Annotated in this window: 35 protein-coding genes; 34 read left to right on the forward strand and 1 reads right to left on the reverse strand. The window is 40.0% G+C overall.

What is annotated here, in order from left to right; translation table 11 throughout:
• Positions 1 to 16 precede the first annotated feature (16 nt).
• From tuf to truA, 34 genes are all read left to right on the forward strand, one after another.
• The gene (tuf, locus tag IGJ49_RS00395; protein WP_010734472.1) at positions 17 to 1,204 is read left to right on the forward strand and encodes an elongation factor Tu; all 1,188 of its coding nucleotides are present in this window, start codon (positions 17 to 19) and stop codon (positions 1,202 to 1,204) included.
• Positions 1,205 to 1,701: 497 nt separating this feature from the next.
• Complete coding sequence (rpsJ, locus tag IGJ49_RS00400; RefSeq protein ID WP_010734471.1) at positions 1,702 to 2,010, forward strand: 30S ribosomal protein S10; 309 nt, start codon at positions 1,702 to 1,704, stop codon at positions 2,008 to 2,010.
• A gap of 31 nt (positions 2,011 to 2,041) precedes the next feature.
• Entirely contained in the window at positions 2,042 to 2,671 is a 630-nt protein-coding gene (gene rplC / locus IGJ49_RS00405; RefSeq protein ID WP_010734470.1) for a 50S ribosomal protein L3, read from the forward strand.
• A gap of 27 nt (positions 2,672 to 2,698) precedes the next feature.
• Entirely contained in the window at positions 2,699 to 3,322 is a 624-nt protein-coding gene (gene rplD / locus IGJ49_RS00410; RefSeq protein WP_010734469.1) for a 50S ribosomal protein L4, read from the forward strand.
• Positions 3,322 to 3,612, forward strand: coding sequence for a 50S ribosomal protein L23 (gene rplW, locus IGJ49_RS00415; RefSeq protein WP_002290449.1), 291 nt, complete (start codon positions 3,322 to 3,324; stop codon positions 3,610 to 3,612). The genes rplD and rplW overlap by 1 nt, the downstream gene beginning before the upstream one ends.
• A 38-nt stretch (positions 3,613 to 3,650) precedes the next feature.
• On the forward strand, positions 3,651 to 4,481 hold the full coding sequence (rplB, locus tag IGJ49_RS00420) for a 50S ribosomal protein L2 (protein WP_010734468.1): 831 nt from the start codon (positions 3,651 to 3,653) through the stop codon (positions 4,479 to 4,481).
• Between the two features lie 42 nt (positions 4,482 to 4,523).
• Positions 4,524 to 4,802 (forward strand): 30S ribosomal protein S19, encoded by a 279-nt coding sequence (rpsS, locus tag IGJ49_RS00425; RefSeq protein WP_010734467.1) that lies wholly within the window; start codon positions 4,524 to 4,526, stop codon positions 4,800 to 4,802.
• Between the two features lie 22 nt (positions 4,803 to 4,824).
• The gene (rplV, locus tag IGJ49_RS00430) at positions 4,825 to 5,172 is read left to right on the forward strand and encodes a 50S ribosomal protein L22 (protein ID WP_010734466.1); all 348 of its coding nucleotides are present in this window, start codon (positions 4,825 to 4,827) and stop codon (positions 5,170 to 5,172) included.
• Positions 5,173 to 5,185: 13 nt separating this feature from the next.
• Entirely contained in the window at positions 5,186 to 5,842 is a 657-nt protein-coding gene (rpsC, locus tag IGJ49_RS00435) for a 30S ribosomal protein S3 (protein WP_010734465.1), read from the forward strand.
• A gap of 2 nt (positions 5,843 to 5,844) precedes the next feature.
• Entirely contained in the window at positions 5,845 to 6,279 is a 435-nt protein-coding gene (gene rplP / locus IGJ49_RS00440; RefSeq protein ID WP_010734464.1) for a 50S ribosomal protein L16, read from the forward strand.
• Complete coding sequence (gene rpmC / locus IGJ49_RS00445; protein WP_002288664.1) at positions 6,269 to 6,457, forward strand: 50S ribosomal protein L29; 189 nt, start codon at positions 6,269 to 6,271, stop codon at positions 6,455 to 6,457. Before rplP ends, rpmC begins: the two co-directional genes overlap by 11 nt.
• A 24-nt stretch (positions 6,458 to 6,481) precedes the next feature.
• A complete protein-coding gene (gene rpsQ / locus IGJ49_RS00450; protein ID WP_010734463.1) occupies positions 6,482 to 6,748 on the forward strand; it encodes a 30S ribosomal protein S17 in 267 nt (88 codons plus the stop codon).
• A 57-nt stretch (positions 6,749 to 6,805) separates the two neighbouring features.
• Positions 6,806 to 7,174 (forward strand): 50S ribosomal protein L14, encoded by a 369-nt coding sequence (rplN, locus tag IGJ49_RS00455; protein ID WP_010734462.1) that lies wholly within the window; start codon positions 6,806 to 6,808, stop codon positions 7,172 to 7,174.
• A 36-nt stretch (positions 7,175 to 7,210) separates the two neighbouring features.
• Positions 7,211 to 7,519: a 50S ribosomal protein L24 gene (gene rplX / locus IGJ49_RS00460; protein ID WP_010734461.1), complete on the forward strand. Its 309-nt coding sequence runs from the start codon at positions 7,211 to 7,213 to the stop codon at positions 7,517 to 7,519.
• 28 nt (positions 7,520 to 7,547) lie between these two features.
• The gene (gene rplE, locus IGJ49_RS00465) at positions 7,548 to 8,087 is read left to right on the forward strand and encodes a 50S ribosomal protein L5 (protein ID WP_010734460.1); all 540 of its coding nucleotides are present in this window, start codon (positions 7,548 to 7,550) and stop codon (positions 8,085 to 8,087) included.
• Between the two features lie 18 nt (positions 8,088 to 8,105).
• On the forward strand, positions 8,106 to 8,291 hold the full coding sequence (locus tag IGJ49_RS00470; RefSeq protein WP_002356214.1) for a type Z 30S ribosomal protein S14: 186 nt from the start codon (positions 8,106 to 8,108) through the stop codon (positions 8,289 to 8,291).
• Positions 8,292 to 8,327: 36 nt separating this feature from the next.
• Positions 8,328 to 8,726 carry a 30S ribosomal protein S8 gene (gene rpsH / locus IGJ49_RS00475; RefSeq protein ID WP_010734459.1) on the forward strand — a complete coding sequence of 133 codons (399 nt, stop codon included), beginning with the start codon at positions 8,328 to 8,330 and terminating at the stop codon, positions 8,724 to 8,726.
• A 31-nt stretch (positions 8,727 to 8,757) separates the two neighbouring features.
• A complete protein-coding gene (gene rplF / locus IGJ49_RS00480) occupies positions 8,758 to 9,294 on the forward strand; it encodes a 50S ribosomal protein L6 (RefSeq protein WP_010734458.1) in 537 nt (178 codons plus the stop codon).
• A 164-nt stretch (positions 9,295 to 9,458) separates the two neighbouring features.
• Positions 9,459 to 9,815, forward strand: a complete 357-nt coding sequence (gene rplR / locus IGJ49_RS00485) for a 50S ribosomal protein L18 (protein WP_010734457.1) — start codon at positions 9,459 to 9,461, stop codon at positions 9,813 to 9,815.
• 20 nt (positions 9,816 to 9,835) lie between these two features.
• A complete protein-coding gene (gene rpsE, locus IGJ49_RS00490) occupies positions 9,836 to 10,336 on the forward strand; it encodes a 30S ribosomal protein S5 (protein WP_010734456.1) in 501 nt (166 codons plus the stop codon).
• Positions 10,337 to 10,350: 14 nt separating this feature from the next.
• Positions 10,351 to 10,530 (forward strand): 50S ribosomal protein L30, encoded by a 180-nt coding sequence (gene rpmD, locus IGJ49_RS00495; protein ID WP_010734455.1) that lies wholly within the window; start codon positions 10,351 to 10,353, stop codon positions 10,528 to 10,530.
• A gap of 48 nt (positions 10,531 to 10,578) precedes the next feature.
• Positions 10,579 to 11,019 carry a 50S ribosomal protein L15 gene (gene rplO, locus IGJ49_RS00500; protein ID WP_010734454.1) on the forward strand — a complete coding sequence of 147 codons (441 nt, stop codon included), beginning with the start codon at positions 10,579 to 10,581 and terminating at the stop codon, positions 11,017 to 11,019.
• Positions 11,019 to 12,314: a preprotein translocase subunit SecY gene (gene secY, locus IGJ49_RS00505; RefSeq protein ID WP_023518901.1), complete on the forward strand. Its 1,296-nt coding sequence runs from the start codon at positions 11,019 to 11,021 to the stop codon at positions 12,312 to 12,314. Before rplO ends, secY begins: the two co-directional genes overlap by 1 nt.
• Positions 12,315 to 12,373: 59 nt before the next feature.
• Positions 12,374 to 13,021, forward strand: coding sequence for an adenylate kinase (locus IGJ49_RS00510; RefSeq protein WP_010734452.1), 648 nt, complete (start codon positions 12,374 to 12,376; stop codon positions 13,019 to 13,021).
• 190 nt (positions 13,022 to 13,211) lie between these two features.
• Positions 13,212 to 13,430 carry a translation initiation factor IF-1 gene (infA, locus tag IGJ49_RS00515; RefSeq protein WP_002288695.1) on the forward strand — a complete coding sequence of 73 codons (219 nt, stop codon included), beginning with the start codon at positions 13,212 to 13,214 and terminating at the stop codon, positions 13,428 to 13,430.
• 32 nt (positions 13,431 to 13,462) lie between these two features.
• Positions 13,463 to 13,579 (forward strand): 50S ribosomal protein L36, encoded by a 117-nt coding sequence (rpmJ, locus tag IGJ49_RS00520; RefSeq protein ID WP_002288710.1) that lies wholly within the window; start codon positions 13,463 to 13,465, stop codon positions 13,577 to 13,579.
• Positions 13,580 to 13,596: 17 nt separating this feature from the next.
• On the forward strand, positions 13,597 to 13,962 hold the full coding sequence (gene rpsM / locus IGJ49_RS00525; protein WP_010734451.1) for a 30S ribosomal protein S13: 366 nt from the start codon (positions 13,597 to 13,599) through the stop codon (positions 13,960 to 13,962).
• A gap of 27 nt (positions 13,963 to 13,989) precedes the next feature.
• Positions 13,990 to 14,379 carry a 30S ribosomal protein S11 gene (gene rpsK, locus IGJ49_RS00530; RefSeq protein ID WP_010734450.1) on the forward strand — a complete coding sequence of 130 codons (390 nt, stop codon included), beginning with the start codon at positions 13,990 to 13,992 and terminating at the stop codon, positions 14,377 to 14,379.
• Between the two features lie 79 nt (positions 14,380 to 14,458).
• A complete protein-coding gene (locus IGJ49_RS00535; protein ID WP_005880735.1) occupies positions 14,459 to 15,397 on the forward strand; it encodes a DNA-directed RNA polymerase subunit alpha in 939 nt (312 codons plus the stop codon).
• A 26-nt stretch (positions 15,398 to 15,423) separates the two neighbouring features.
• Complete coding sequence (gene rplQ, locus IGJ49_RS00540) at positions 15,424 to 15,804, forward strand: 50S ribosomal protein L17 (protein ID WP_010734449.1); 381 nt, start codon at positions 15,424 to 15,426, stop codon at positions 15,802 to 15,804.
• Between the two features lie 268 nt (positions 15,805 to 16,072).
• Positions 16,073 to 16,912, forward strand: coding sequence for an energy-coupling factor ABC transporter ATP-binding protein (locus IGJ49_RS00545; protein WP_010734448.1), 840 nt, complete (start codon positions 16,073 to 16,075; stop codon positions 16,910 to 16,912).
• Positions 16,888 to 17,757 carry an energy-coupling factor ABC transporter ATP-binding protein gene (locus tag IGJ49_RS00550; RefSeq protein WP_010734447.1) on the forward strand — a complete coding sequence of 290 codons (870 nt, stop codon included), beginning with the start codon at positions 16,888 to 16,890 and terminating at the stop codon, positions 17,755 to 17,757. The genes IGJ49_RS00545 and IGJ49_RS00550 overlap by 25 nt, the downstream gene beginning before the upstream one ends.
• Positions 17,747 to 18,544 carry an energy-coupling factor transporter transmembrane component T family protein gene (locus IGJ49_RS00555; RefSeq protein WP_010734446.1) on the forward strand — a complete coding sequence of 266 codons (798 nt, stop codon included), beginning with the start codon at positions 17,747 to 17,749 and terminating at the stop codon, positions 18,542 to 18,544. The genes IGJ49_RS00550 and IGJ49_RS00555 overlap by 11 nt, the downstream gene beginning before the upstream one ends.
• 35 nt (positions 18,545 to 18,579) lie before the next feature.
• Entirely contained in the window at positions 18,580 to 19,326 is a 747-nt protein-coding gene (gene truA / locus IGJ49_RS00560; protein WP_010734445.1) for a tRNA pseudouridine(38-40) synthase TruA, read from the forward strand.
• 43 nt (positions 19,327 to 19,369) lie between these two features.
• Here truA and IGJ49_RS00565 read toward each other — a convergent pair whose 3' ends face one another.
• Positions 19,370 to 22,042 carry a YfhO family protein gene (locus IGJ49_RS00565; RefSeq protein WP_438722174.1) on the reverse strand — a complete coding sequence of 891 codons (2,673 nt, stop codon included), beginning with the start codon at positions 22,040 to 22,042 and terminating at the stop codon, positions 19,370 to 19,372.
• Between the last annotated feature and the right edge of the window lie 389 nt (positions 22,043 to 22,431).

Genomic DNA, 22,431 nt, shown 5'->3' on the forward strand with positions numbered 1-22,431 from the left:
GGGAGGATATTTTAAAATGGCAAAAGAAAAATTTGACCGTTCGAAACCACACGTTAACATTGGTACTATCGGACACGTTGACCATGGTAAAACAACTTTAACAGCTGCAATCACAACTGTACTATCTAAGAAAAACGGCGGCCAAGCAATGGCTTACGATCAAATCGATGGTGCTCCTGAAGAACGCGAACGCGGAATCACTATCTCAACAGCTCACGTTGAGTACGAAACTGACGCACGTCACTATGCTCACGTTGACTGCCCAGGACACGCGGACTACGTTAAAAACATGATCACTGGTGCTGCTCAAATGGACGGAGCAATCTTAGTTGTTTCTGCTGCTGACGGCCCTATGCCTCAAACTCGTGAACACATCCTATTATCTCGTCAAGTTGGTGTACCATACATCGTTGTATTCTTGAACAAAGTAGATATGGTTGATGACGAAGAATTACTTGAATTAGTTGAAATGGAAGTTCGTGACCTATTAACAGAATACGAATTCCCTGGTGACGATGTTCCTGTAATCGCTGGTTCAGCTTTAAGAGCTTTAGAAGGCGACGCTTCATACGAAGAAAAAATTCTTGAATTGATGGCTGCAGTTGACGAATATATCCCAACTCCAGAACGTGATAACGACAAACCATTCATGATGCCAGTTGAGGACGTATTCTCAATCACTGGTCGTGGTACTGTTGCTACAGGACGTGTTGAACGTGGACAAGTTCGTGTTGGTGACGTTATCGATATCGTTGGTATCGCAGAAGAAACAGCTCAAACAACTGTAACTGGTGTTGAAATGTTCCGTAAATTATTAGACTACGCTGAAGCAGGCGATAACATTGGTGCGTTATTACGTGGTGTTTCACGTGAAGACATCCAACGTGGTCAAGTTTTAGCTAAACCAGGTACAATCACACCTCATACAAAATTCTCTGCAGAAGTATACGTGTTGACTAAAGAAGAAGGTGGACGTCATACTCCATTCTTCACTAACTACCGTCCACAATTCTACTTCCGTACGACTGACGTAACTGGTGTTGTTGAATTACCAGAAGGAACTGAAATGGTTATGCCTGGCGACAACGTAACAATGGAAGTTGAATTAATCCACCCAATCGCTATCGAAAACGGTACTAAATTCTCAATCCGTGAAGGCGGACGTACAGTTGGTGCCGGTGTCGTTACAGAAATCAAAGCTTAATTCATTTTAAGCCTAACAAAGTAACATTTATTCGGACGTTGAAGTTCGAGGCAAGGATCTTGATCCTTTGCCTCGAACTTTTTTTATTTCAGCAAACAATTGATTAGAGGAGAGGCTATGAAAGAGAGGAATATCCAAAAATATTCTTAATATGTAGTGAATTGCCTTTTTCCTCTAAATAGGCGAATGGAAATTGGAAGGAAAAACAACAAATCCTTCTATAAAAAAGAGAAGGATTTCTTTTTTTTTAATTGAATGAAAATTTATGAAAATAAATTGTTTTTTACAGCAAAAAAACCTTGCGTTGTGAATTTAGATATATTATAATGACAAAGGTGCGTTTACCTTAGGTGAATGGCACAGACGAAATCAAAATGATTTTGTCGGCTAAGAAACGAGAGGTTGCGACACGCCCGGACGCTTTGCCACGAACGAGCGTGACGGAAATTTTCGTGGAGCTATGTCTACTTTTCAAAATAGGCGAAGGAGGGAACAAGATGGCAAAACAAAAAATTCGTATCCGTTTAAAAGCGTATGAACACCGTATTTTAGATCAATCAGCGGATAAAATCGTGGAAACTGCAAAAAGAACTGGAGCTGGCGTTTCTGGTCCAATTCCATTACCAACTGAACGCAGTCTTTACACAGTTATTCGTGCGACTCACAAATACAAAGATTCACGCGAACAATTCGAAATGCGTACACACAAACGTCTTATCGACATTGTGAACCCAACACCAAAAACAGTTGATGCTTTAATGAAGCTTGACTTACCATCAGGTGTTAACATCGAAATCAAACTATAAAAACTAAACTAATAATAATGGAGGTGTACTCATGACCAAAGGAATCTTAGGGAAAAAAGTGGGAATGACACAAATCTTCACTGAATCTGGCGAATTAATTCCAGTTACTGTTGTAGAAGCTACGCCAAACGTAGTACTACAAGTAAAAACAATGGAAACTGATGGCTACGAAGCTATTCAAGTTGGTTACCAAGACAAACGTGAAGTTTTATCAAACAAACCTGCGAAAGGTCATGTTGCAAAAGCAAACACGGCTCCTAAGCGCTTCATTCGTGAATTCAAAAATGTTGAGCTAGGAGAATATGAAGTAGGAAAAGAAATTACAGTTGATGTTTTCCAAGCAGGAGACATTATTGATGTAACAGGTACTACGAAAGGTAAAGGATTCCAAGGGGTTATCAAACGTCACGGCCAAAGCCGCGGACCAATGGCTCACGGTTCTCGCTACCATCGTCGTCCTGGGTCAATGGGTCCAGTTGCACCTAACCGTGTATTCAAAAACAAACGTCTTGCTGGCCGTATGGGTGGCAACCGCGTAACTATCCAAAACTTGGAAGTTGTACGTGTAGATGCTGAAAGAAACGTAATCTTGATCAAAGGTAACGTTCCTGGAGCGAAAAAATCATTAATCACTATCAAATCAGCTGTGAAAGCTAAATAATAGTAGGAAGAAAGGAGGAACTAAGGAATGCCGAATGTAGCATTATTCAAACAAGATGGAAGCCAAAACGGTGAAATCACTCTTAACGAAGAAATCTTCGGAATTGAACCAAATGAAAGTGTTGTTTACGACGCAATCGTTATGCAACGCGCATCATTAAGACAAGGAACACATGCGGTTAAAAACCGTAGCGCTGTTCGAGGCGGTGGCCGTAAACCATGGCGTCAAAAAGGAACTGGTCGTGCTCGTCAAGGATCAATCCGTTCACCGCAATGGCGTGGAGGTGGCGTAGTCTTCGGACCAACACCACGTTCTTACAGCTACAAACTTCCTAAAAAAGTTCGTCGTTTAGCAATGAAATCTGTATTATCAGAAAAAGTTGCAGAAAACAACTTGGTAGCAATCGAAGGATTAAGCTTTGATGCACCAAAAACAAAAGAATTCAAAGAAGTTCTTGCTAAATTATCTATTGACTCTAAAGTATTGGTTGTACTAGAACCTGGTAACGACTTTGCAGCTTTATCTGCACGTAACTTATCAAACGTTTCTGTAGTAACTTCTGACAACGTTAGCGTTCTAGATGTTGTATCAAATACAAAAGTTTTAGCAACACAAACTGCTCTTACTCAAATTGAGGAGGTGCTTGCATAATGAACTTACTAGACGTAATCAAACGCCCAGTGATCACTGAGAAATCAATGCTTGCCATGGATGACAAGAAATATACTTTCGAAGTAGACACTCGCGCAAACAAAACTTTAGTAAAACAAGCGGTTGAAGCTGCTTTTGACGTGAAAGTCAAAAACGTGAACATCGTGAACGTACGTGCGAAATTCAAACGTATGGGCAAATATGCAGGATATACAAAAAAACGTCGCAAAGCGATCGTTACATTGACTGAAGATTCAAAAGAAATCCAATTATTCGAAGCTGCTGAATAAGCAACACTCGATAACTGATTAAATTAGGAGGGGAAAACGTGGCGATTAAAAAGTACAAACCTACCACAAATGGCCGTCGTAACATGACAGGTTCTGATTTTGCTGAAATCACAACATCAACACCTGAAAAAACATTGTTACAGCCATTGAAAAACCATGCTGGACGTAATAACAACGGCCGCATCACTGTACGTCATCAAGGTGGCGGACACAAACGCCAATACCGCGTGATCGATTTCAAACGTAACAAAGACAACGTTGTTGCTACTGTTCAAACGATCGAATATGATCCAAACCGTTCAGCTAACATCGCGTTAGTACATTATGAAGATGGAGTGAAAGCTTACATCTTAGCACCAAAAGGACTACAAGTTGGAATGAAACTTGTTTCAGGTCCTGAAGCAGATATCAAAGTCGGAAATGCTCTTCCTTTAGAAAACATTCCAGTTGGTACTGTGATCCACAATATTGAAATGAAACCTGGTAAAGGTGGACAATTGATCCGTTCTGCTGGTACAAGTGCTCAAGTACTTGGTAAAGAAGGCAAATACGTATTGATCCGCTTGAACTCTGGTGAAGTTCGCATGATCTTAGCTGCATGCCGTGCAACAATCGGTTCTGTAGGTAACGAACAACACGAACTTATCAATATTGGTAAAGCTGGCCGCTCTCGTTGGATGCGTAAACGCCCAACTGTACGTGGTAGCGTAATGAACCCTAACGATCACCCACACGGTGGTGGTGAAGGTAAAGCTCCAATCGGACGTAAAGCTCCAGTTTCTCCTTGGGGTCAACCAGCTCTTGGTTACAAAACTCGTAACAAGAAAGCTAAATCAGACAAACTTATCGTTCGTCGTAAAAATAAATAATTACTTTGACCATGTGTCGCACATTTTGAGAGGAGGTTCACCATGGGTCGTAGTTTAAAGAAAGGGCCTTTCGTTGATGAGCATTTAATGAGTAAAGTTGAAGCTCAAGCAGGGGCCGAAAAGAAAAAAGTAATCAAAACTTGGTCTCGTCGTTCGACAATTTTCCCAAGTTTTGTTGGATATACCATCGCAGTATACGATGGACGTAAACACGTACCAGTTTACATCCAAGAAGATATGGTAGGACACAAATTAGGTGAATTCGCACCAACTAGAACTTATCGTGGGCATGTCGCTGACGACAAGAAAACGAGACGCTAATTCGAGGGGAGGATAAAAGCAAATGGCAGAACAAATCACATCAGCTAAAGCAACTGCAAAAACAGTTCGCACTTCACCTCGTAAAGCGCGTCTAGTAATTGACCTTATCAGAGGTAAAAGTGTTGCGGATGCAATTTCAATTTTGAAATTCACACCAAACAAATCTGCTGGGATCATCGAGAAAGTATTGATGTCAGCAATTGCAAATGCAGAAAACAACTTTGACTTAGATGTTGAGAACTTGGTAGTATCTGAAGCATTTGTTAACGAAGGACCAACAATGAAACGTTTCCGTCCACGTGCAAAGGGTTCAGCTTCACCAATCAACAAACGTACAAGTCATATCACGGTAGTCGTATCAGAAAAATAAGGAGGGATAATCTGTGGGTCAAAAAGTACATCCAATTGGAATGCGTGTAGGCATCATCCGCGACTGGGATGCAAAATGGTTTGCTGAAAAAGAGTATGCAGAGTTCTTACACGAAGATTTAAGAATCCGTAAATTTATTTCAACTAGACTTGCTGATGCTGCTGTATCAACAATTGAAATCGAACGCGCAACTGGCCGCGTAAACATTTCAATCCACACAGCTAAACCAGGTATGGTTATTGGTAAAGGCGGATCTGAAGTCGAAAACCTAAGAAAAGAATTAAACAAATTAACTGGTAAAAGAATCCATATCAACATCGTGGAAATCAAAAAACCAGATTTAGATGCTAAATTAGTAGGTGAAGGAATTGCACGTCAATTAGAAAACCGTGTTGCATTCCGTCGCGCTCAAAAACAAGCGATCCAACGTTCAATGCGTTCTGGCGCTAAAGGGATCAAAACTCAAGTATCTGGACGTCTAAACGGTGCGGATATCGCTCGTTCAGAAGGATACTCAGAAGGAACAGTTCCTCTTCACACTTTGCGTGCGGATATTGATTACGCATGGGAAGAAGCAGATACAACATACGGAAAACTAGGAGTTAAAGTGTGGATCTATCGTGGAGAAATTCTTCCAACTAAAAAAAACACTGAGAAAGGAGGGAAATAAACATGTTAGTACCTAAACGTGTAAAACACCGTCGTGAATTCCGCGGAAAAATGCGCGGTGAAGCAAAAGGCGGAAAAGAAGTAGCATTCGGTGAATACGGCTTACAAGCTGTTGAATCACACTGGATCACAAACCGTCAGATCGAAGCTTCTCGTATTGCTATGACTCGTTACATGAAACGTGGCGGGAAAGTATGGATCAAAATTTTCCCTCATAAATCATATACATCTAAAGCGATCGGCGTTCGTATGGGTAAAGGTAAAGGGGCTCCTGAAGGATGGGTTGCACCAGTAAAACGTGGTAAAATCATGTTTGAAATTGCAGGCGTTTCTGAAGAAGTAGCTCGTGAAGCATTACGTTTAGCTTCTCACAAATTACCAATGAAAACTAAGATCGTAAAACGTGAGGAAATGGGTGGTGAATCGAATGAAGGTTAAAGAAATCAGAGAATTAACCACTGCCGAAATGCTTGATCAAGAAAAACAATTAAAAGAAGAATTGTTTAATCTTAGATTCCAATTAGCAACAGGTCAATTAGAAAACACTGCACGTATTAAAGAAGTACGTAAATCGATTGCACGCATCAAAACAGTTTTGCGTGAACAAGCTAAGTAATTATGGAAGGAGGCCATTAAGCGTATGACTGAAGAAAGAAATCAACGCAAAGTTTATCAAGGTCGCGTGGTATCAGACAAAATGGATAAAACAATTACCGTTGCTGTCGAAACAAAGAAAAACCACCCTATCTACGGTAAACGTATGAACTATTCTAAGAAGTACAAAGTACATGATGAAAACAACACAGCAAAAGTTGGCGACATCGTGAGAATTATGGAAACTCGTCCATTATCAGCTACAAAACGTTTCCGTTTGTTGGAAATAGTCGAAGAAGCAGTTATTATCTAATAACACGAGATTTTCCTATATAGATTGAATGCAAAATCTGAAAGGAGGATACACAACGTGATCCAAGCAGAAAGTCGTTTAAGAATCGCTGATAATTCAGGCGCACGTGAAATTTTGACGATCAAAGTCCTTGGCGGATCTGGTCGCAAAACTGCGAATATCGGTGATGTGATCGTTGCTACGGTTAAACAAGCAACGCCAGGTGGGGTTGTCAAAAAAGGTGACGTCGTTAAAGCCGTTATCGTTCGTACAAAATCAGGAGCTCGTCGTGCAGACGGTTCATATATCAAGTTTGATGAAAATGCTGCAGTGATTATTCGTGATGATAAAAGCCCTCGTGGAACACGTATCTTTGGGCCAGTTGCACGTGAACTACGTGAAAACAACTTCATGAAGATCGTTTCTCTAGCACCAGAAGTTTTATAATCTTGAGACACTTAACAAAGGAGGTGCGAAACAGTTATGTTTGTTAAAAAAGGCGATAAAGTTAAAGTGATCACCGGTAAAGACAAAAACAAAGAAGGCGTTGTATTAGCAGCGTTTCCTAAACAGGATAAAGTAGTTGTCGAAGGTGTGAACATGATCAAAAAACACCAAAAACCTTCTCAAGCTGCTCCTCAAGGTGGAATTGTTGAGATGGAAGCGCCACTTCACGTTTCTAACGTGATGGTCATCGACTCTACTGGTGTAGCTGGCCGAGTTGGCTACAAAGAAGTAGACGGAAAAAAAGTCCGTGTTTCTAAAAAAACCGGTGAAGTTTTAGATAAATAAAAAGTTTAAGGAAGGAGGGTCTTACTGAATGAACCGCCTAAAAGAAAAATATCTTAAAGAAGTAACTCCATCATTGATGGAAAAATTTGACTATAGCTCTGTTATGCAAACACCTAAAGTTGAAAAGATCGTCATCAACATGGGTGTTGGTGATGCGGTATCAAACGCTAAAAACTTAGACAAAGCAGTTGAAGAACTAACTTTGATCACTGGACAAAAACCAATGATCACAAAAGCTAAAAAATCAATCGCTGGATTCCGTTTACGTGAAGGAATGCCAATTGGAGCAAAAGTTACCTTACGCGGAGAAAGAATGTACGAATTTTTAGATAAATTAGTATCAGTTTCTCTACCACGTGTACGTGACTTCCATGGTGTAAGTAAAAAAGCCTTTGATGGTCGTGGAAACTACACTTTAGGTATTAAAGAACAATTGATCTTCCCAGAAGTAGATTATGATTTAGTAGATAAAGTACGTGGTATGGACATCGTCATTGTAACGACAGCGAACACAGATGAAGAATCTCGTGAGTTGTTGACACAATTAGGCATGCCATTCCAAAAATAATTAAAGGAGGCGAACTACGTGGCTAAAAAATCAATGATTGCTAAAAACAAACGTCCTGCAAAACATTCAACACAAGCTTACACTCGTTGCGAACGTTGCGGACGTCCACATTCAGTTTATCGTAAGTTCCATCTTTGCCGTATTTGCTTCCGCGAACTTGCCTATAAAGGTCAAATTCCCGGCGTGAAGAAAGCTAGCTGGTAAAAAAGTAAATTCGCATAAGAAGGAGGTAAAAGTTCAATGGTCATGACAGATCCAATTGCAGATTTTCTAACTCGTATCCGTAATGCAAACATGGTTAAACATGAGGCTTTAGAAGTTCCTGCATCAAAAATTAAACGTGACATCGCTGAAATCTTGAAACGTGAAGGTTTCGTCCGTGATGTTGAATATATCGAAGATGACAAGCAAGGCGTGATCCGCGTTTTCCTAAAATTTGGTAAAAGCGGCGAACGTGTTATTACAAACTTAAAACGTATTTCTAAACCAGGCTTACGTGTTTATGTTAAAGCTGGCGAAGTGCCAAAAGTTTTAAATGGCTTAGGTATCGCTATTATTTCGACTTCTGAAGGTGTTGTCACTGATAAAGAAGCTCGTGAGAAAAACATCGGCGGCGAAGTTATCGCTTACGTATGGTAATCAAGTAGAATCTACAAGGAGGTGTCTTTAAGTGAGCCGTATTGGAAATAAGATCGTTGTGATCCCTGAAGGTGTAACTATCACTCAAGATGGAAACAACGTTACAGTTAAAGGACCAAAAGGGGAATTGACTCGTACATTTTCTGCTGATATCAAAATGAATATCGAAGGAAATGAAGTGACATTCACTCGTCCAAATGACAGTAAAGAAATGAAAACTATCCATGGAACAACTCGTGCTAACTTCAACAACATGGTTGTAGGTGTTAGTGAAGGTTTCCAAAAAGGATTAGAATTAATCGGGGTTGGGTACCGTGCGCAAATGCAAGGAACAAAACTTGTATTGAACGTTGGTTACTCACATCCAGTAGAAATCACACCACCAGCTGGCGTGACTGTTGAAGTCCCATCTAACACACAAGTAATTGTGAAGGGTGCGAACAAAGAAGAAGTTGGCGAATTAGCTGCGAACATCCGTGGTACTCGTCCTCCAGAACCTTATAAAGGTAAAGGTATTCGTTATGTTGGCGAATTCGTACGCCGTAAAGAAGGTAAAACTGGTAAATAATCGTTTCGAAAAATTTCATAGAAGCCAGCAGCAGGAAAAAAGGATTTTGCTGAAGTATTTCTTCATTAAGAGAGAGTTTACTTGTGCCGCAGCTTCTATTTTTTCAAAACTGATCATTTCTACTGTCTGACAGTAGAAAAAATAAAAATAAAGAGGTGACAATTGTGATTACAAAACCAGATAAGAACAAAACACGTCAAAAGAGACACCGTCGTGTACGTAACACTATCTCTGGTACTGCTGAGCGCCCACGCTTGAACGTTTTTCGTTCTAACAAAAACATCTACGCGCAACTTATTGATGACGTAGCGGGTGTAACGCTAGCAAGTGCCTCTACCTTGGATAAAGAAATTTCAGGTGGAACAAAAACAGAAGCAGCACAAGCTGTCGGTAAATTAGTTGCTGAACGCGCAACTGAAAAAGGCATTAAAGTCGTAGTCTTTGACCGTGGTGGATACCTTTACCATGGCCGTGTGCAAGCTTTAGCTGAAGCTGCTCGCGAAAATGGACTAGAATTTTAGAAGAAGGAGGAATACCATTCATGGTTTATATCGATCCAAAACATTTGGAATTAGAAGACCGCGTTGTTGCAATTAACCGTGTAACAAAAGTTGTTAAAGGTGGACGTCGTCTACGTTTTGCTGCTTTAGTTGTTGTCGGTGACAAAAACGGACACGTAGGATTTGGTACTGGTAAAGCACAAGAAGTACCTGAAGCGATCCGTAAAGCAATTGAAGATGCGAAGAAAAACTTAGTTGAAGTACCTATGGTTGGTTCAACAATCCCACACGAAGTAATCGGTGCTTTTAGTGGTGGTAGAATCCTAATGAAACCTGCTGTTGAAGGTTCTGGGGTTGCTGCTGGTGGACCAGTTCGTGCCGTATTAGAATTAGCAGGGGTAGCAGATATCACTTCTAAATCTTTAGGCTCAAACACACCAATCAACGTTGTTCGCGCAACTGTTGAAGGTTTGAAACAATTAAAACGTGCTGAAGAAGTTGCAGCTCTACGCGGCAAATCAGTGGAAGAATTAATCGGATAAGGAGGACAAACATAATGGCTGAATTAAAAGTAACTTTAAAACGCAGTATTATCGGACGTCCTCAAAACCAACGCGATACTGTTAAAGCGTTAGGTCTTACAAAGATTAACAGTTCTGTGGTTAAGCCTGCTAATGAAGCAATCAAAGGCATGATCAACACTGTTTCTCACTTAGTGGACGTTGAAGAAGTTTAATTAAACAAATAAAATAAGAACTAGGACAATTAAGGAGGTGCCAAACCTATGAAACTTCATGAATTAAAACCCGCTGAAGGTTCACGCCAAGTACGTAACCGTGTTGGTCGTGGTACTTCTTCAGGTAACGGAAAAACTGCCGGACGTGGTCAAAAAGGACAAAAAGCTCGTTCAGGCGGTGGTGTACGTCTAGGATTCGAAGGGGGACAAACACCATTGTTCCGTCGTTTACCAAAACGTGGATTTACAAATGTTAACCGTAAGGACTACGCAGTCGTTAATTTAGATGTCTTGAATCGCTTTGAAGACGGAGCTGAAGTAACTCCTGTTGCTTTAGTAGAAGCTGGAATCGTGAAAAACGAAAAAGCTGGAATTAAAGTTTTAGCTAACGGAGAATTGAACAAAAAGTTAACTGTGAAAGCAGCTAAATTCTCAAAAGCAGCACAAGAAGCAATCGAAGCGGCTGGTGGCTCTGTTGAGGTGATCTAATGCTTAAACTATTAAAAGACGCGTTTAAGGTCAAAGATATTAGATCGAAAATCCTTTTTACTGTATTTGTTCTCTTTGTTTTTCGTTTAGGGGCACATATCACTGTTCCCGGCGTAAATGCAAGCTCATTACAAGACCTATCTAGCTTACCGTTTTTCAACATGTTGAACTTGGTAAGTGGTAGTGCAATGCAAAACTTCTCGATCTTTTCGATGGGGGTTTCGCCTTACATTACTGCTTCGATCGTTATCCAATTATTACAAATGGATATCGTGCCACGTTTTGTGGAATGGTCGAAACAAGGTGAAGTTGGTCGTAAAAAGTTGAATCAGGCAACAAGATATTTGACGTTAGTATTGGCATTTATCCAATCTGTCGGTATCACAGCAGGATTTAACCAATACGCTCAATTAGGTTTTGTCAACAATCCAAATGTCTCTACTTATGTAACGATCGGTTTGATCTTAACTGCAGGAACGATGTTTGTTACTTGGTTGGGTGAACAAATCACTGAAAAAGGTATCGGTAACGGTGTGTCAATGATCATCTTTGCAGGGATCATTTCAAGATTACCGGAAAGTGTACGTGAAATTTATGAAGATTACTTCGTAAATATCAATTCTTCCGATATCTGGAGATCTGCAATTTTCGTTGCCATCTTACTAGTTGCGGTTCTAGCAATCGTGACATTCGTAACATTTTTCCAACAAGCTGAACGTAAGATCCCGATTCAGTACACAAAACGTATAGCAGGTGCGCCAACAAGTAGTTATCTACCGTTGAAAGTAAATGCTGCTGGGGTAATTCCGGTTATCTTTGCAAGTTCATTTATTGCGACACCAAATGCTGTGTTACAAGCGTTAAGTGGCCGATTCGGATCTGAAAATTGGTATAAAATAATGATGGAGATCTTTAACTATAATACGGTGCCTGGCGCAACGATTTATACGGTATTGATCGTCGCATTTACATTCTTCTATGCCTTTGTTCAAGTAAACCCTGAGAAATTAGCGGAGAACTTACAAAAGCAAGGAAGCTATATACCAAGTGTACGCCCTGGTAAGGGAACTGAAGAGTATGTCTCAAGCTTATTGATGCGATTAAGTACAGTCGGAGCACTATTTCTTGGTTTAGTGGCGTTATTACCAATCATTGCACAAATGATTTGGGATCTGCCACAATCAATCGGGTTAGGTGGTACAAGTCTGTTGATCGTGATCGGTGTGGCTTTAGAAACTGCGAAACAGTTAGAAGGCTTAATGCTGAAACGTAAATATGTTGGCTTTATTGAGTAAGAAAGCGTGTTGAGGTTTTTCCTCAACACACGTTCTCACATTTATTAGGAGGGAAAGCAATGAACCTCATTTTAATGGGGCTGCCAGGTGCAGGTAAAGGAACACAAGCTGAAAAAATCATTGACGCTTATGGGATTCCTCACATCTCAACAGGAGATATGTTTCGTGCAGCTATCAAAAATGAAACAGCTCTTGGCTTGGAAGCAAAGTCTTATATGGATAAAGGTGCATTAGTTCCTGATGAAGTAACAAATGGAATCGTAAAAGAGCGTTTAGCAGAACCCGATACAGAGAAAGGCTTCTTATTAGATGGCTTTCCTCGTACAATCGAGCAAGCAGAAGCTCTAGATGCAATGTTAAAAGATTTAAATAAACAAATTGATGCTGTCATCGATATCCACGTGGGTGAAGAAGTTTTGGTTGAGCGTTTAGCAGGCCGCTTCATTTGCCGTAACTGTGGAGCAACTTACCATAAAATTTTCAACCCTACAAAAGTTGAAGACACATGTGATCGTTGTGGTGGGCATGAATTCTATCAAAGAGAAGATGATAAACCTGAGACGGTTAAAAATCGTCTGGCTATCAACATCAAAAATAGTGAACCAATCTTGGCTTATTATAAAGAACAAGGTTTGCTACACACTATCGATGGTGATCGTGAAATCGATGCTGTATTTACTGATGTCCAAAAAATCATTGAAAAATAGCACGATTGCCCGTAGCCGACTTGCATTAAGCAGTTACTCTTGTCAAGTTCAATAAATTATGATAGAATATGTCAGTCCGACTTCTAGAGAATCCTCTAGATGATCCATTTTGAGAATTTTGAGGTGGGAACTGCAGTTTCCGCCATTTTATCGTGTGAAAATGCGAAACAAGTACAAGGAGGTACTGTGCGTGGCAAAAGAAGATATGATTGAAGTCGAAGGTACAGTCGTCGAAACTTTGCCGAATGCAATGTTTAAAGTTGAACTAGAAAACGGACACCAAGTTCTTGCTACTGTTTCAGGTAAAATTCGTATGCACTACATTCGTATTCTACCTGGTGACAAAGTGACGGTTGAATTGTCTCCATATGATTTAAACCGTGGCCGTATTACTTATCGCTTTAAATAATTGTACTCCGTAAAACTACAGGAGGTATTATCATGAAAGTAAGACCATCAGTAAAACCAATGTGTGAACATTGTAAAGTAATTCGTCGTAAAGGACGCGTTATGGTGATTTGCCCAGCAAATCCAAAACATAAACAACGTCAAGGATAAATGGAGGTGCACTAAATATGGCTCGTATTGCAGGAGTAGATATTCCTCGTGATAAACGTGTAGTAGTTTCACTTACTTATATCTATGGTATTGGTAACACTACTGCGAAACAAATCTTAGCTAATGCTGGCGTATCTGAAGATGTTCGCGTTCGTGAATTAACGAATGAACAAACAGATGCTATCCGTGCAGAAGTAGATAAATTAAAAGTTGAAGGGGATCTTCGTCGTGAAGTGAACTTAAACATCAAACGCTTGATGGAAATCGGTTCTTACCGTGGAATCCGTCACCGTCGTGGATTGCCTGTTCGTGGACAAAACACGAAAAACAATGCACGTACTCGTAAAGGCCCAGCTCGCGCTATCGCTGGCAAGAAAAAATAATTCTTAAGTGAAGGAGGTTAAATCTTCATGGTAGCAAAAAAAGTGAATCGTAAACGCCGTGTGAAAAAGAATATAGAAGCTGGGATTGCACATATCCACTCTACATTCAACAACACAATCATCATGATCACTGATACTCACGGAAATGCTTTAGCGTGGTCATCAGCTGGTTCATTAGGTTTCAAAGGAAGCAAAAAATCAACTCCTTTTGCCGCTCAAATGGCAGCAGAAACAGCTACAAAAGCAGCAATGGAACACGGATTAAAAACTGTTGAAGTAACAGTTAAGGGACCTGGTTCTGGACGTGAAGCAGCAATTCGTTCATTACAAGCAACAGGTTTAGAAGTGACTGCAATTCGTGACGTGACTCCAGTTCCTCATAATGGTGCCCGCCCTCCAAAACGCCGTCGTGTTTAATGAGTGCCTCTCATTTTGAGTTCTATTAGTAACGTCATTGAACAAGACACTTTTCGTTTTGAAAGGGGTAAAGATAAGAATGATTGAGTTCGAAAAACCAAGAATCGCAAAAATTGATGAAGAAAAAGATTATGGCAAGTTCATCGTTGAACCTCTTGAAAGAGGGTATGGGACTACTTTAGGGAATTCCCTACGTCGTATTTTATTATCTTCTTTGCCAGGTGCTGCCATCACTAATATTCAAATCGATGGTGTACTGCATGAATTCTCTACCATCAAAGGTGTTAGAGAAGACGTCACTCAAATCATCTTGAACATTAAAGGTTTAGCACTGAAAATGTATGGTCAAGAAGAAAAAACCCTTGAGATCGATATTACCGGACCTGCTACAGTAACTGCTGGCGATATTATCGTTGATAGTGAGGTAGAAATTCTTAACAAAGATATGTACATCTGCAGTGTATCTGAAGGTGCTACGTTCCATGCTCGCCTAACGGTGAAACCAGGACGTGGTTATGTTCAAGCAGATGAAAACAAAAAAGAAGATATGCCAATTGGTGTTCTTCCAGTCGATTCAATCTACACGCCTGTACGTCGTGTCAACTACCAAGTAGAAAACACACGTGTTGGACATCGTGAAGATTTTGATAAATTGACAATGGAGATCTGGACAGATGGTTCAATCGAACCATTGGAAGCAATGAGTTTATCTGCAAAAATCATGACTGAACATTTAGACATCTTTGTCAACCTAACTGATGAAGCGAAAAACGCTGAAATCATGGTCGAAAAAGAAGAAACACAAAAAGAAAAAATGTTAGAAATGACGATTGAAGAATTAGACTTATCTGTTCGCTCTTATAATTGCTTAAAACGTGCAGGAATCAATACTGTACAAGAACTTACGAATAAATCTGAGCCAGAAATGATCAAAGTCCGTAACTTAGGACGTAAATCATTGGAAGAAGTTAAAGCAAAATTGCATGACTTAGGTTTAGGTTTACGTAAAGAAGATTAAACCTTTTACGAAGGAGGGAAACCAACGTGAGTTATCGTAAACTAGGACGCACATCTAGCCAACGTAAAGCGATGTTGCGTGATTTAACAACTGACTTATTAATTAATGAACGTATTGTGACTACAGAAGCTCGTGCGAAAGAAGTTCGCTCAACTGCTGAAAAAATGATCACTTTAGGCAAACGCGGAGACTTACATGCACGTCGTCAAGCTGCGGCTTTCGTACGTAATGAAGTTGCTAGCGTGCGTGAAGAAAATGAGGAAATCGTTATCGAATCAGCTTTACAAAAGTTATTCAACGATATTGCACCTCGTTATGCTGAACGTCAAGGTGGCTACACTCGTATCTTGAAGACAGAACCAAGACGCGGAGACGGAGCACCAATGGTTGTCTTAGAACTTGTCTAAAATCACACTAATAACATCACTTTATGGATGATTCTTTTAGAGTGTTATGATGTTGGAAGTTACTTATTCCGAGTCTAGCTCAGCGCTGCTCCCCAAGCGATTCGTTTGGGGAGTATGCACTCATCATAAAGTGTTTTTTTGTACCTTCAATTAACTGTCAAGACAGTCTTGAAGGTATAAAAAAACATTTTAAAAATCAGAAATGATTGAAAACTAAGCAGTTTTTTGATAGGGTTAATAGGAACTTTAGGATGAAGAGGGAGTACTTATGGAGCCGATTATTGAATTAGGAAAGATTAATTACAAATACCAACCAGAAGATTTACGACCAGCATTGAAAGATGTTTCTTTCACGATCAATAAAGGAGAATGGATCGCGATTATCGGGCACAATGGTTCTGGTAAATCAACGCTTGCAAAAACGATCAATGGCTTACTCCTTCCTGAGTCTGGGACGGTCAAAGTTGGTAATCAAATACTAAATGAAGAGAATATATGGACGATCCGCCAAAAAGTCGGCATGGTCTTTCAAAATCCGGACAATCAATTTGTTGGATCAACAGTAGAGGATGATGTGGCCTTTGGTTTAGAGAATCAAGGCATTCCTCGAGAAGAAATGATTGTTCGAGTGAAAGATGCTCTTGAAAAAGTTCGAATGTCTGATTTTGCGACAAGAGAACCGGTTCGTCTTTCCGGTGGACAGAAACAACGTGTGGCGATTGCCGGTGTTGTAGCCCTCCGACCAGAAATCATCATCTTGGATGAAGCAACAAGTATGTTAGATCCTGAAGGTCGTGAAGAAGTCATCACAACGATCAAAGAAATCAAAGAGGAAAGTCAACTGACCGTTATTTCAATCACGCATGATATTGATGAAGCAGCTAATGCAAATCGTATTTTCGTGATGAAAGAAGGCGAACTAGTGAATGAAGGAACACCGAAGGAGATTTTCTCTGCCGGACCTGAACTAATCAATCTAGGGTTAGATTTGCCTTTTCCTGAAAAACTAAAAAGTGCCTTGAAAGAACGTGGCATTGAAGTGCCCAAAGAATACATGACAGAAGAAAGGATGGTGGATTGGTTATGGACATCCGTTTTGAAAAAGTAAACTTTACGTACCAACCGAACACACCATTCGAGCAACGAGCTTTATTTGATATTGACTTGTTGATCAAAGAAAACAGCTACACTGCATTAGTGGGTCATACTGGAAGTGGGAAATCCACCTTGCTTCAGCATTTGAATGCGTTGATCAAACCGACGGAAGGAACCGTCCAAATCGGCGATCGTCAGATCAAACCCGATACAGATAATAAAAATTTGAAACCGATTCGAAAAAAAGTCGGTATTGTTTTTCAATTTCCAGAGGCACAGTTGTTTGAAGAAACGGTCGCAAGAGATATTGCGTTTGGCCCAAAAAACTTTGGTGTAAGTGAGGAAGAGGCGACTCTACTGGCAAAGGAAACCTTAGAACAAGTCGGCTTAGATGAGACGTATTTAGAACGCTCGCCTTTCGAGCTGTCAGGTGGTCAAATGCGACGTGTAGCGATTGCCGGTGTTCTAGCTATGAAACCCGAAGTTCTCGTCTTAGATGAGCCAACAGCTGGGTTAGATCCACAAGGAAGAAAAGAAATGATGGATATGTTCTGGCGTTTGCATAAAGAACAGCAAATCACGATTGTATTAGTCACCCATTTGATGGATGATGTGGCAAACTATGCCGATTTTGTTTATGTATTGGAGAAAGGTCGCATTGTTAAGTGCGGAGAACCAAAAGAAGTCTTCCAACATCTTGAATGGTTAAAAGAACGGCAGTTAGGGGTACCAACAGCCACTGAGTTTGCAGAGGAACTACGTGTAAAAGGCATCCATTTTGATGAATTGCCGATTACTGCAGACGCATTAGCGGACCAATTGGTCAAACTGGTGGGAGGTACTGCTCATGATGAATAAATTGATTTTTGGTCGTTATATGCCTGGAGACTCATTTATCCATCGGTTAGATCCACGTGCAAAGTTATTGGCAAGTTTCTATTTTATCGGCATTATCTTCTTAGCCAATAACTGGCAGACATATGCCTTATTAGCGGCGTTTACCTTATTTGCTGTTTTCTTGTCAAAAGTAGATATCAAATTCTTTATTCGAGGTATCCGTCCATTGATCTGGTTGATCCTATTCACTGTAGGCTTACAAGTACTGTTTACAAGTGGTGGAGAAACGTATTGGAGTTGGGGGATTTTCAATATCACTCAATTTGGTGTCATGAACGGACTATTTATTTTTTGTCGGTTTGTTTTGATCATCTTTATGTCCACTTTATTGACACTGACAACGCCGCCTTTAGAATTATCCGATGCGATCGAATATTTGTTACGACCATTGAAAGTTGTTCGCTTTCCAGTACATGAAGTATCGTTGATGCTTTCGATCGCTTTACGTTTTGTGCCGACATTGATGGACGAAACCGAAAAAATCATGAATGCACAGCGCGCGCGTGGTGTTGACTTTGGCGAAGGAAGTCTAGTGCAAAAAATGAAAGCGGTGATTCCTTTACTGATTCCGCTATTTGTCAGCAGTTTCAATCGTGCGGAAGATCTAGCTACAGCGATGGAAGCAAGAGGCTACCAAGGTGGGGAAGGTCGGACAAAATACCGTATCCTTCACTGGCACTTACAAGATACTATTGTTATGGTTGCTTTTGGGCTTATGACCATCGTACTAGTGTTTATCCGTAGCTAAACTTATCAAAGATGAATGAGAATAGGGGAAGATGAATGGTACGCTATAAAGCAATCATTGCCTATGATGGTACCCAGTTCAATGGTTTTCAGAAACAACCTAACGGACGAACGGTCCAAGAAGAACTGGAAAAAACCTTAAAGAAGATGGCAAATGGAAAAGAAATCACGATTTTTGGATCTGGACGGACAGATGCAGGGGTTCATGCAATCGGTCAAGTCATCCACTTTGATTATCCAGAAGAGCGACCTTTGGAACGTATGCGTTTTGGGTTAGATACGCAGTCGCCAGAAGATATTGCTGTAAAAAGTGTGGAGATTGTGCCAGAAACTTTTCACGCACGCTATCTAGTGAAAGAAAAAACCTATCAATTCAAAGTAGATATCGGAAAACCACGTAGTCCCTTCCGTAGACATTATGCAAGCTATTTTCCTTATCCAATAGATGTAGCAAAGATTGAACGAGCATTGCCTGATTTACTTGGTACGCATGATTTCACTTCGTTTTGTGCTTCTGGAAGTTCCATTGAAGATAAAGTACGGACTATCTATGAAGCCAGTTTACAGGTCAATGAAGCAGGCGATGAGTTGACGTTTACGTTTCGTGGTGATGGCTTCCTTTATAAAATGATTCGCATTTTAGTTGGAACGTTGTTAAAAATAGGCAACGATCGTTTGCCAGAAGATTGTCTGCCGGAAATCATTGCAAAAAAAGACCGCAATGCAGCAGGTCCGACTGCTCATCCGGAAGGGTTATACCTATACGAAGTAAAATATGAATAGCATACAAGAAAAAAGCGTTTCGGCAATCACCGAAACGCTTTTTTTATCTTGCGCGACGACGTTCACGTCTTGGACGGTGATCATCGTTTTCGTTTATAGGATCAATAACGCCGCGAAACGGCTGACGTTTACGAATGTACCATAGATACAAGATAAACAAGGCAATACATCCAATAAAGAGAAGTAAGCCAGGAATGAATCCTTTTGGCATGTAACTAAAAGTAATCGTATGTTCACCTTCAGGAACTTCCACCATCAAAAAGGCATCTTGGAATTTCTTCACAGGAACTTTTTCGCCATCGATTTTAGCGGTCCAACCACCATCATAAGGGATAGTCGTGGCTATCATCGTTTTTTCAGTCGCGGTTACTTTTCCTGTAGCTGTTCGACCGGTAGTAGTCATCTCTACACCGTTATTTCTGATTTGGTTGATTGCGGCTTGATACGCTACGACATCAAGTCCGACCACTTGTGGTTCCATAAAGCTGACTTCTTTGGTCCCGTAGAAGCTTGCAGTGAAGGTAACTGTTGTGTCTTGTGGGTAATAACCTAAATCATAATATTGGCCAGTAATGTTAATTTGAGATTTTCTAGATACGCCATTGACGGTAATAGTTGCTGTAGAGCTTTCTAACTGTGCGAAATTCGTTGGAAACAGGCTGAGATATGCTTGGGTATTCGCAGGTACTTGGACTTCCCAAGTCAATTCTTTTGGTTGATTATTCGCTGTTTCACTATAAGTGACCCCATTTGTCGTTGTTGTGATCTTCGTGTTCTGTTGACTTTTTAGGGTTGGTTTGTAAAACGTAAAGAATGATTGATTCAACCCAGAAAGAGCATTCATCAAATTTGTTTGACTAGTTAGATTATCACCTATCGGCTGTTCGATCTTATTGATCGTCAAAGGTGCTTTAAAGGCTAATGGCACAGCATTACTATTTTCGTACAAAGTATAATTGTCCGTTTGTTCGACGGATTGGAAGCCGTATTTATTAAAGCTACTGTCGTTTTTAGCAATATTGTATTTGATTCCCGTAAATCCATCCATCAACAAGGTGTTATTATTGTAGCGAATGTTCAAATTTGTTCCTCTAGAACGGAAGCCTAAAGTATCCAAGTAAGAGGAAGAGTTACGATTTCTGATTGAGGAGAACATACTGATTCCACTATAACCATAATTGATCGAATCATTCGGTGAAACAGGATCAAGGTTTTCTAATCGATAAAACGTATTGGAATCCTTTTTCGAGGCATCAACTAACGTTTTGATTTCAGGATAAGGTTCGGTATACAAACTTCTTGAGGCATAATTCCAATCATCGAGAATGCCATGGATCATACTGTTGGTATTGACTGCGGCTTCTGCTGTCATCAATAGTAACAGAAGAATACTCAAACGTTTCAGATCAAATGGGTGTTGTTGGAATAAACCAATCGTCAATGCGTAGAGCGCTAAAAAGGCTAACGTCAAAACAAAGGATGTGAGCGTGACATACGTGTAACTGCCATCTGGTTTGATTCCCCATGCTGTAGCAAAAGCAGTCGCTAGTACAATGATGACGCCTAGCAATCGCTTCTGATCCTTCTCCTGTAGCTGTTCCCAACTATGAGCCGCTAACAAGAGTACGAGAAATGAAAAGAGATAGGCATAACGGAATAAGAACATATTTGGTGCGTGCATCCCATGCCAGAATAAATTCAAAGGAACGAAATAGAAGCTAGCAATCAAGATCGCGAATAGCCCACCGAACAACAACTTATTTTTCAAGGGGAATTTGCGACTGACAAAATACAAGAGGCATAATGCTAAAGGAAACAACCCAGCATAGATAAATGGGATCGATCCATATTTCGTCGTGTCATAAACACCCACCATGTTTTTCATCAATAAATCTAAATAAGAAGTTGCTTCCGTCTTCAATGAAGTGATCTGCGTTAACGCTTCGCCATTGGCACGTAGATCGAGAATGGCTGGCAGGATGATCACCATCGATGCACCTCCTGCTAATAAAGAGGTGATCCCATAAGGTAAAATCGTTCCTTTGTACCTCCGCCAATTCGTCAGTAGTCGTGTAACAAAGTATAAAAAGGAGAAGACCCCGACCATGAAGCCCATATAAAAACTGGATAAGAACAAAAGCAAGTAACTAACAAACAATAAAATAGGTTTCTTTTGGTCCATCACACGATGGATACCTAAAATGATCAGAGGAAGATAGACGAAGGTGTCTAACCACATGATGATCTCTGAATGGGCAGTGATAAATGAAATCGACGCATAACTGACACTTAATGCGACTTGCCCCCAATGTGGAATGCGATAGGTACGCGCTAGAAACCAGAAGGATAAACCTGCTGAACCAACCTTTAGTAAGGTGATGAGATACAAGGCATCTGGCATCAATTGATTCGGGAACAATAAAACGAGTGGTGTGAAAAGTCCACCTAAATAATAAGAAATCAATGATAGATAATTTAAGCCAAGTGAGGCATTCCACGTGTAAAAAATGCTTTGTTTCCCTAACAACATATTACGGAAGCTTGCATGAAAGTTTGAAAATTGTGAGAAAGCATCACTAGCCAAGATGCTCCGATCACTTCCTGGATAAATACCGATACTTAAATAAACCAATAAAAGAATCAGCAAAGGGATAAAGAAGCTAGCAGCTGCATAGCGGCCGTTTTCTTTTAAGAATTTTTTCAATGTTGTTTTCATTACAATTCAGTCACCAAATTTCTATTTGAAGTTATCATTAGTTTATCACATTCATGATTTTACTTGCTGAAAATACAACCAAATTCATAAAAAAATTACATTTGAAATTAAATAACATTTGTGAGTTTAAATTACATTTACATTAAGAAAATAACACAAAATAAGAAAACACTTTCTACTTTAAAATAAAGTGTTGACAGGCGTTTGCAAATACGTTATGTTTTATTTATAACAATTATAAAAAAACATATACCTATCACTATCTGAGGGATAGTGGCACATAAAAGAAGACTTAAAACAATTATCTGGGTGATTGATTGTTTTAAGCCTTTTTTATTTTTTCTTCTTAAGTTTCATGTAGTTGAGGAAATGTCTCTCATTTGATAATG

Origin of the sequence: Enterococcus sp. AZ171, assembly GCF_051714005.1 — a bacterium.
In the GTDB taxonomy this organism is placed as follows: domain Bacteria; phylum Bacillota; class Bacilli; order Lactobacillales; family Enterococcaceae; genus Enterococcus_B; species Enterococcus_B pernyi.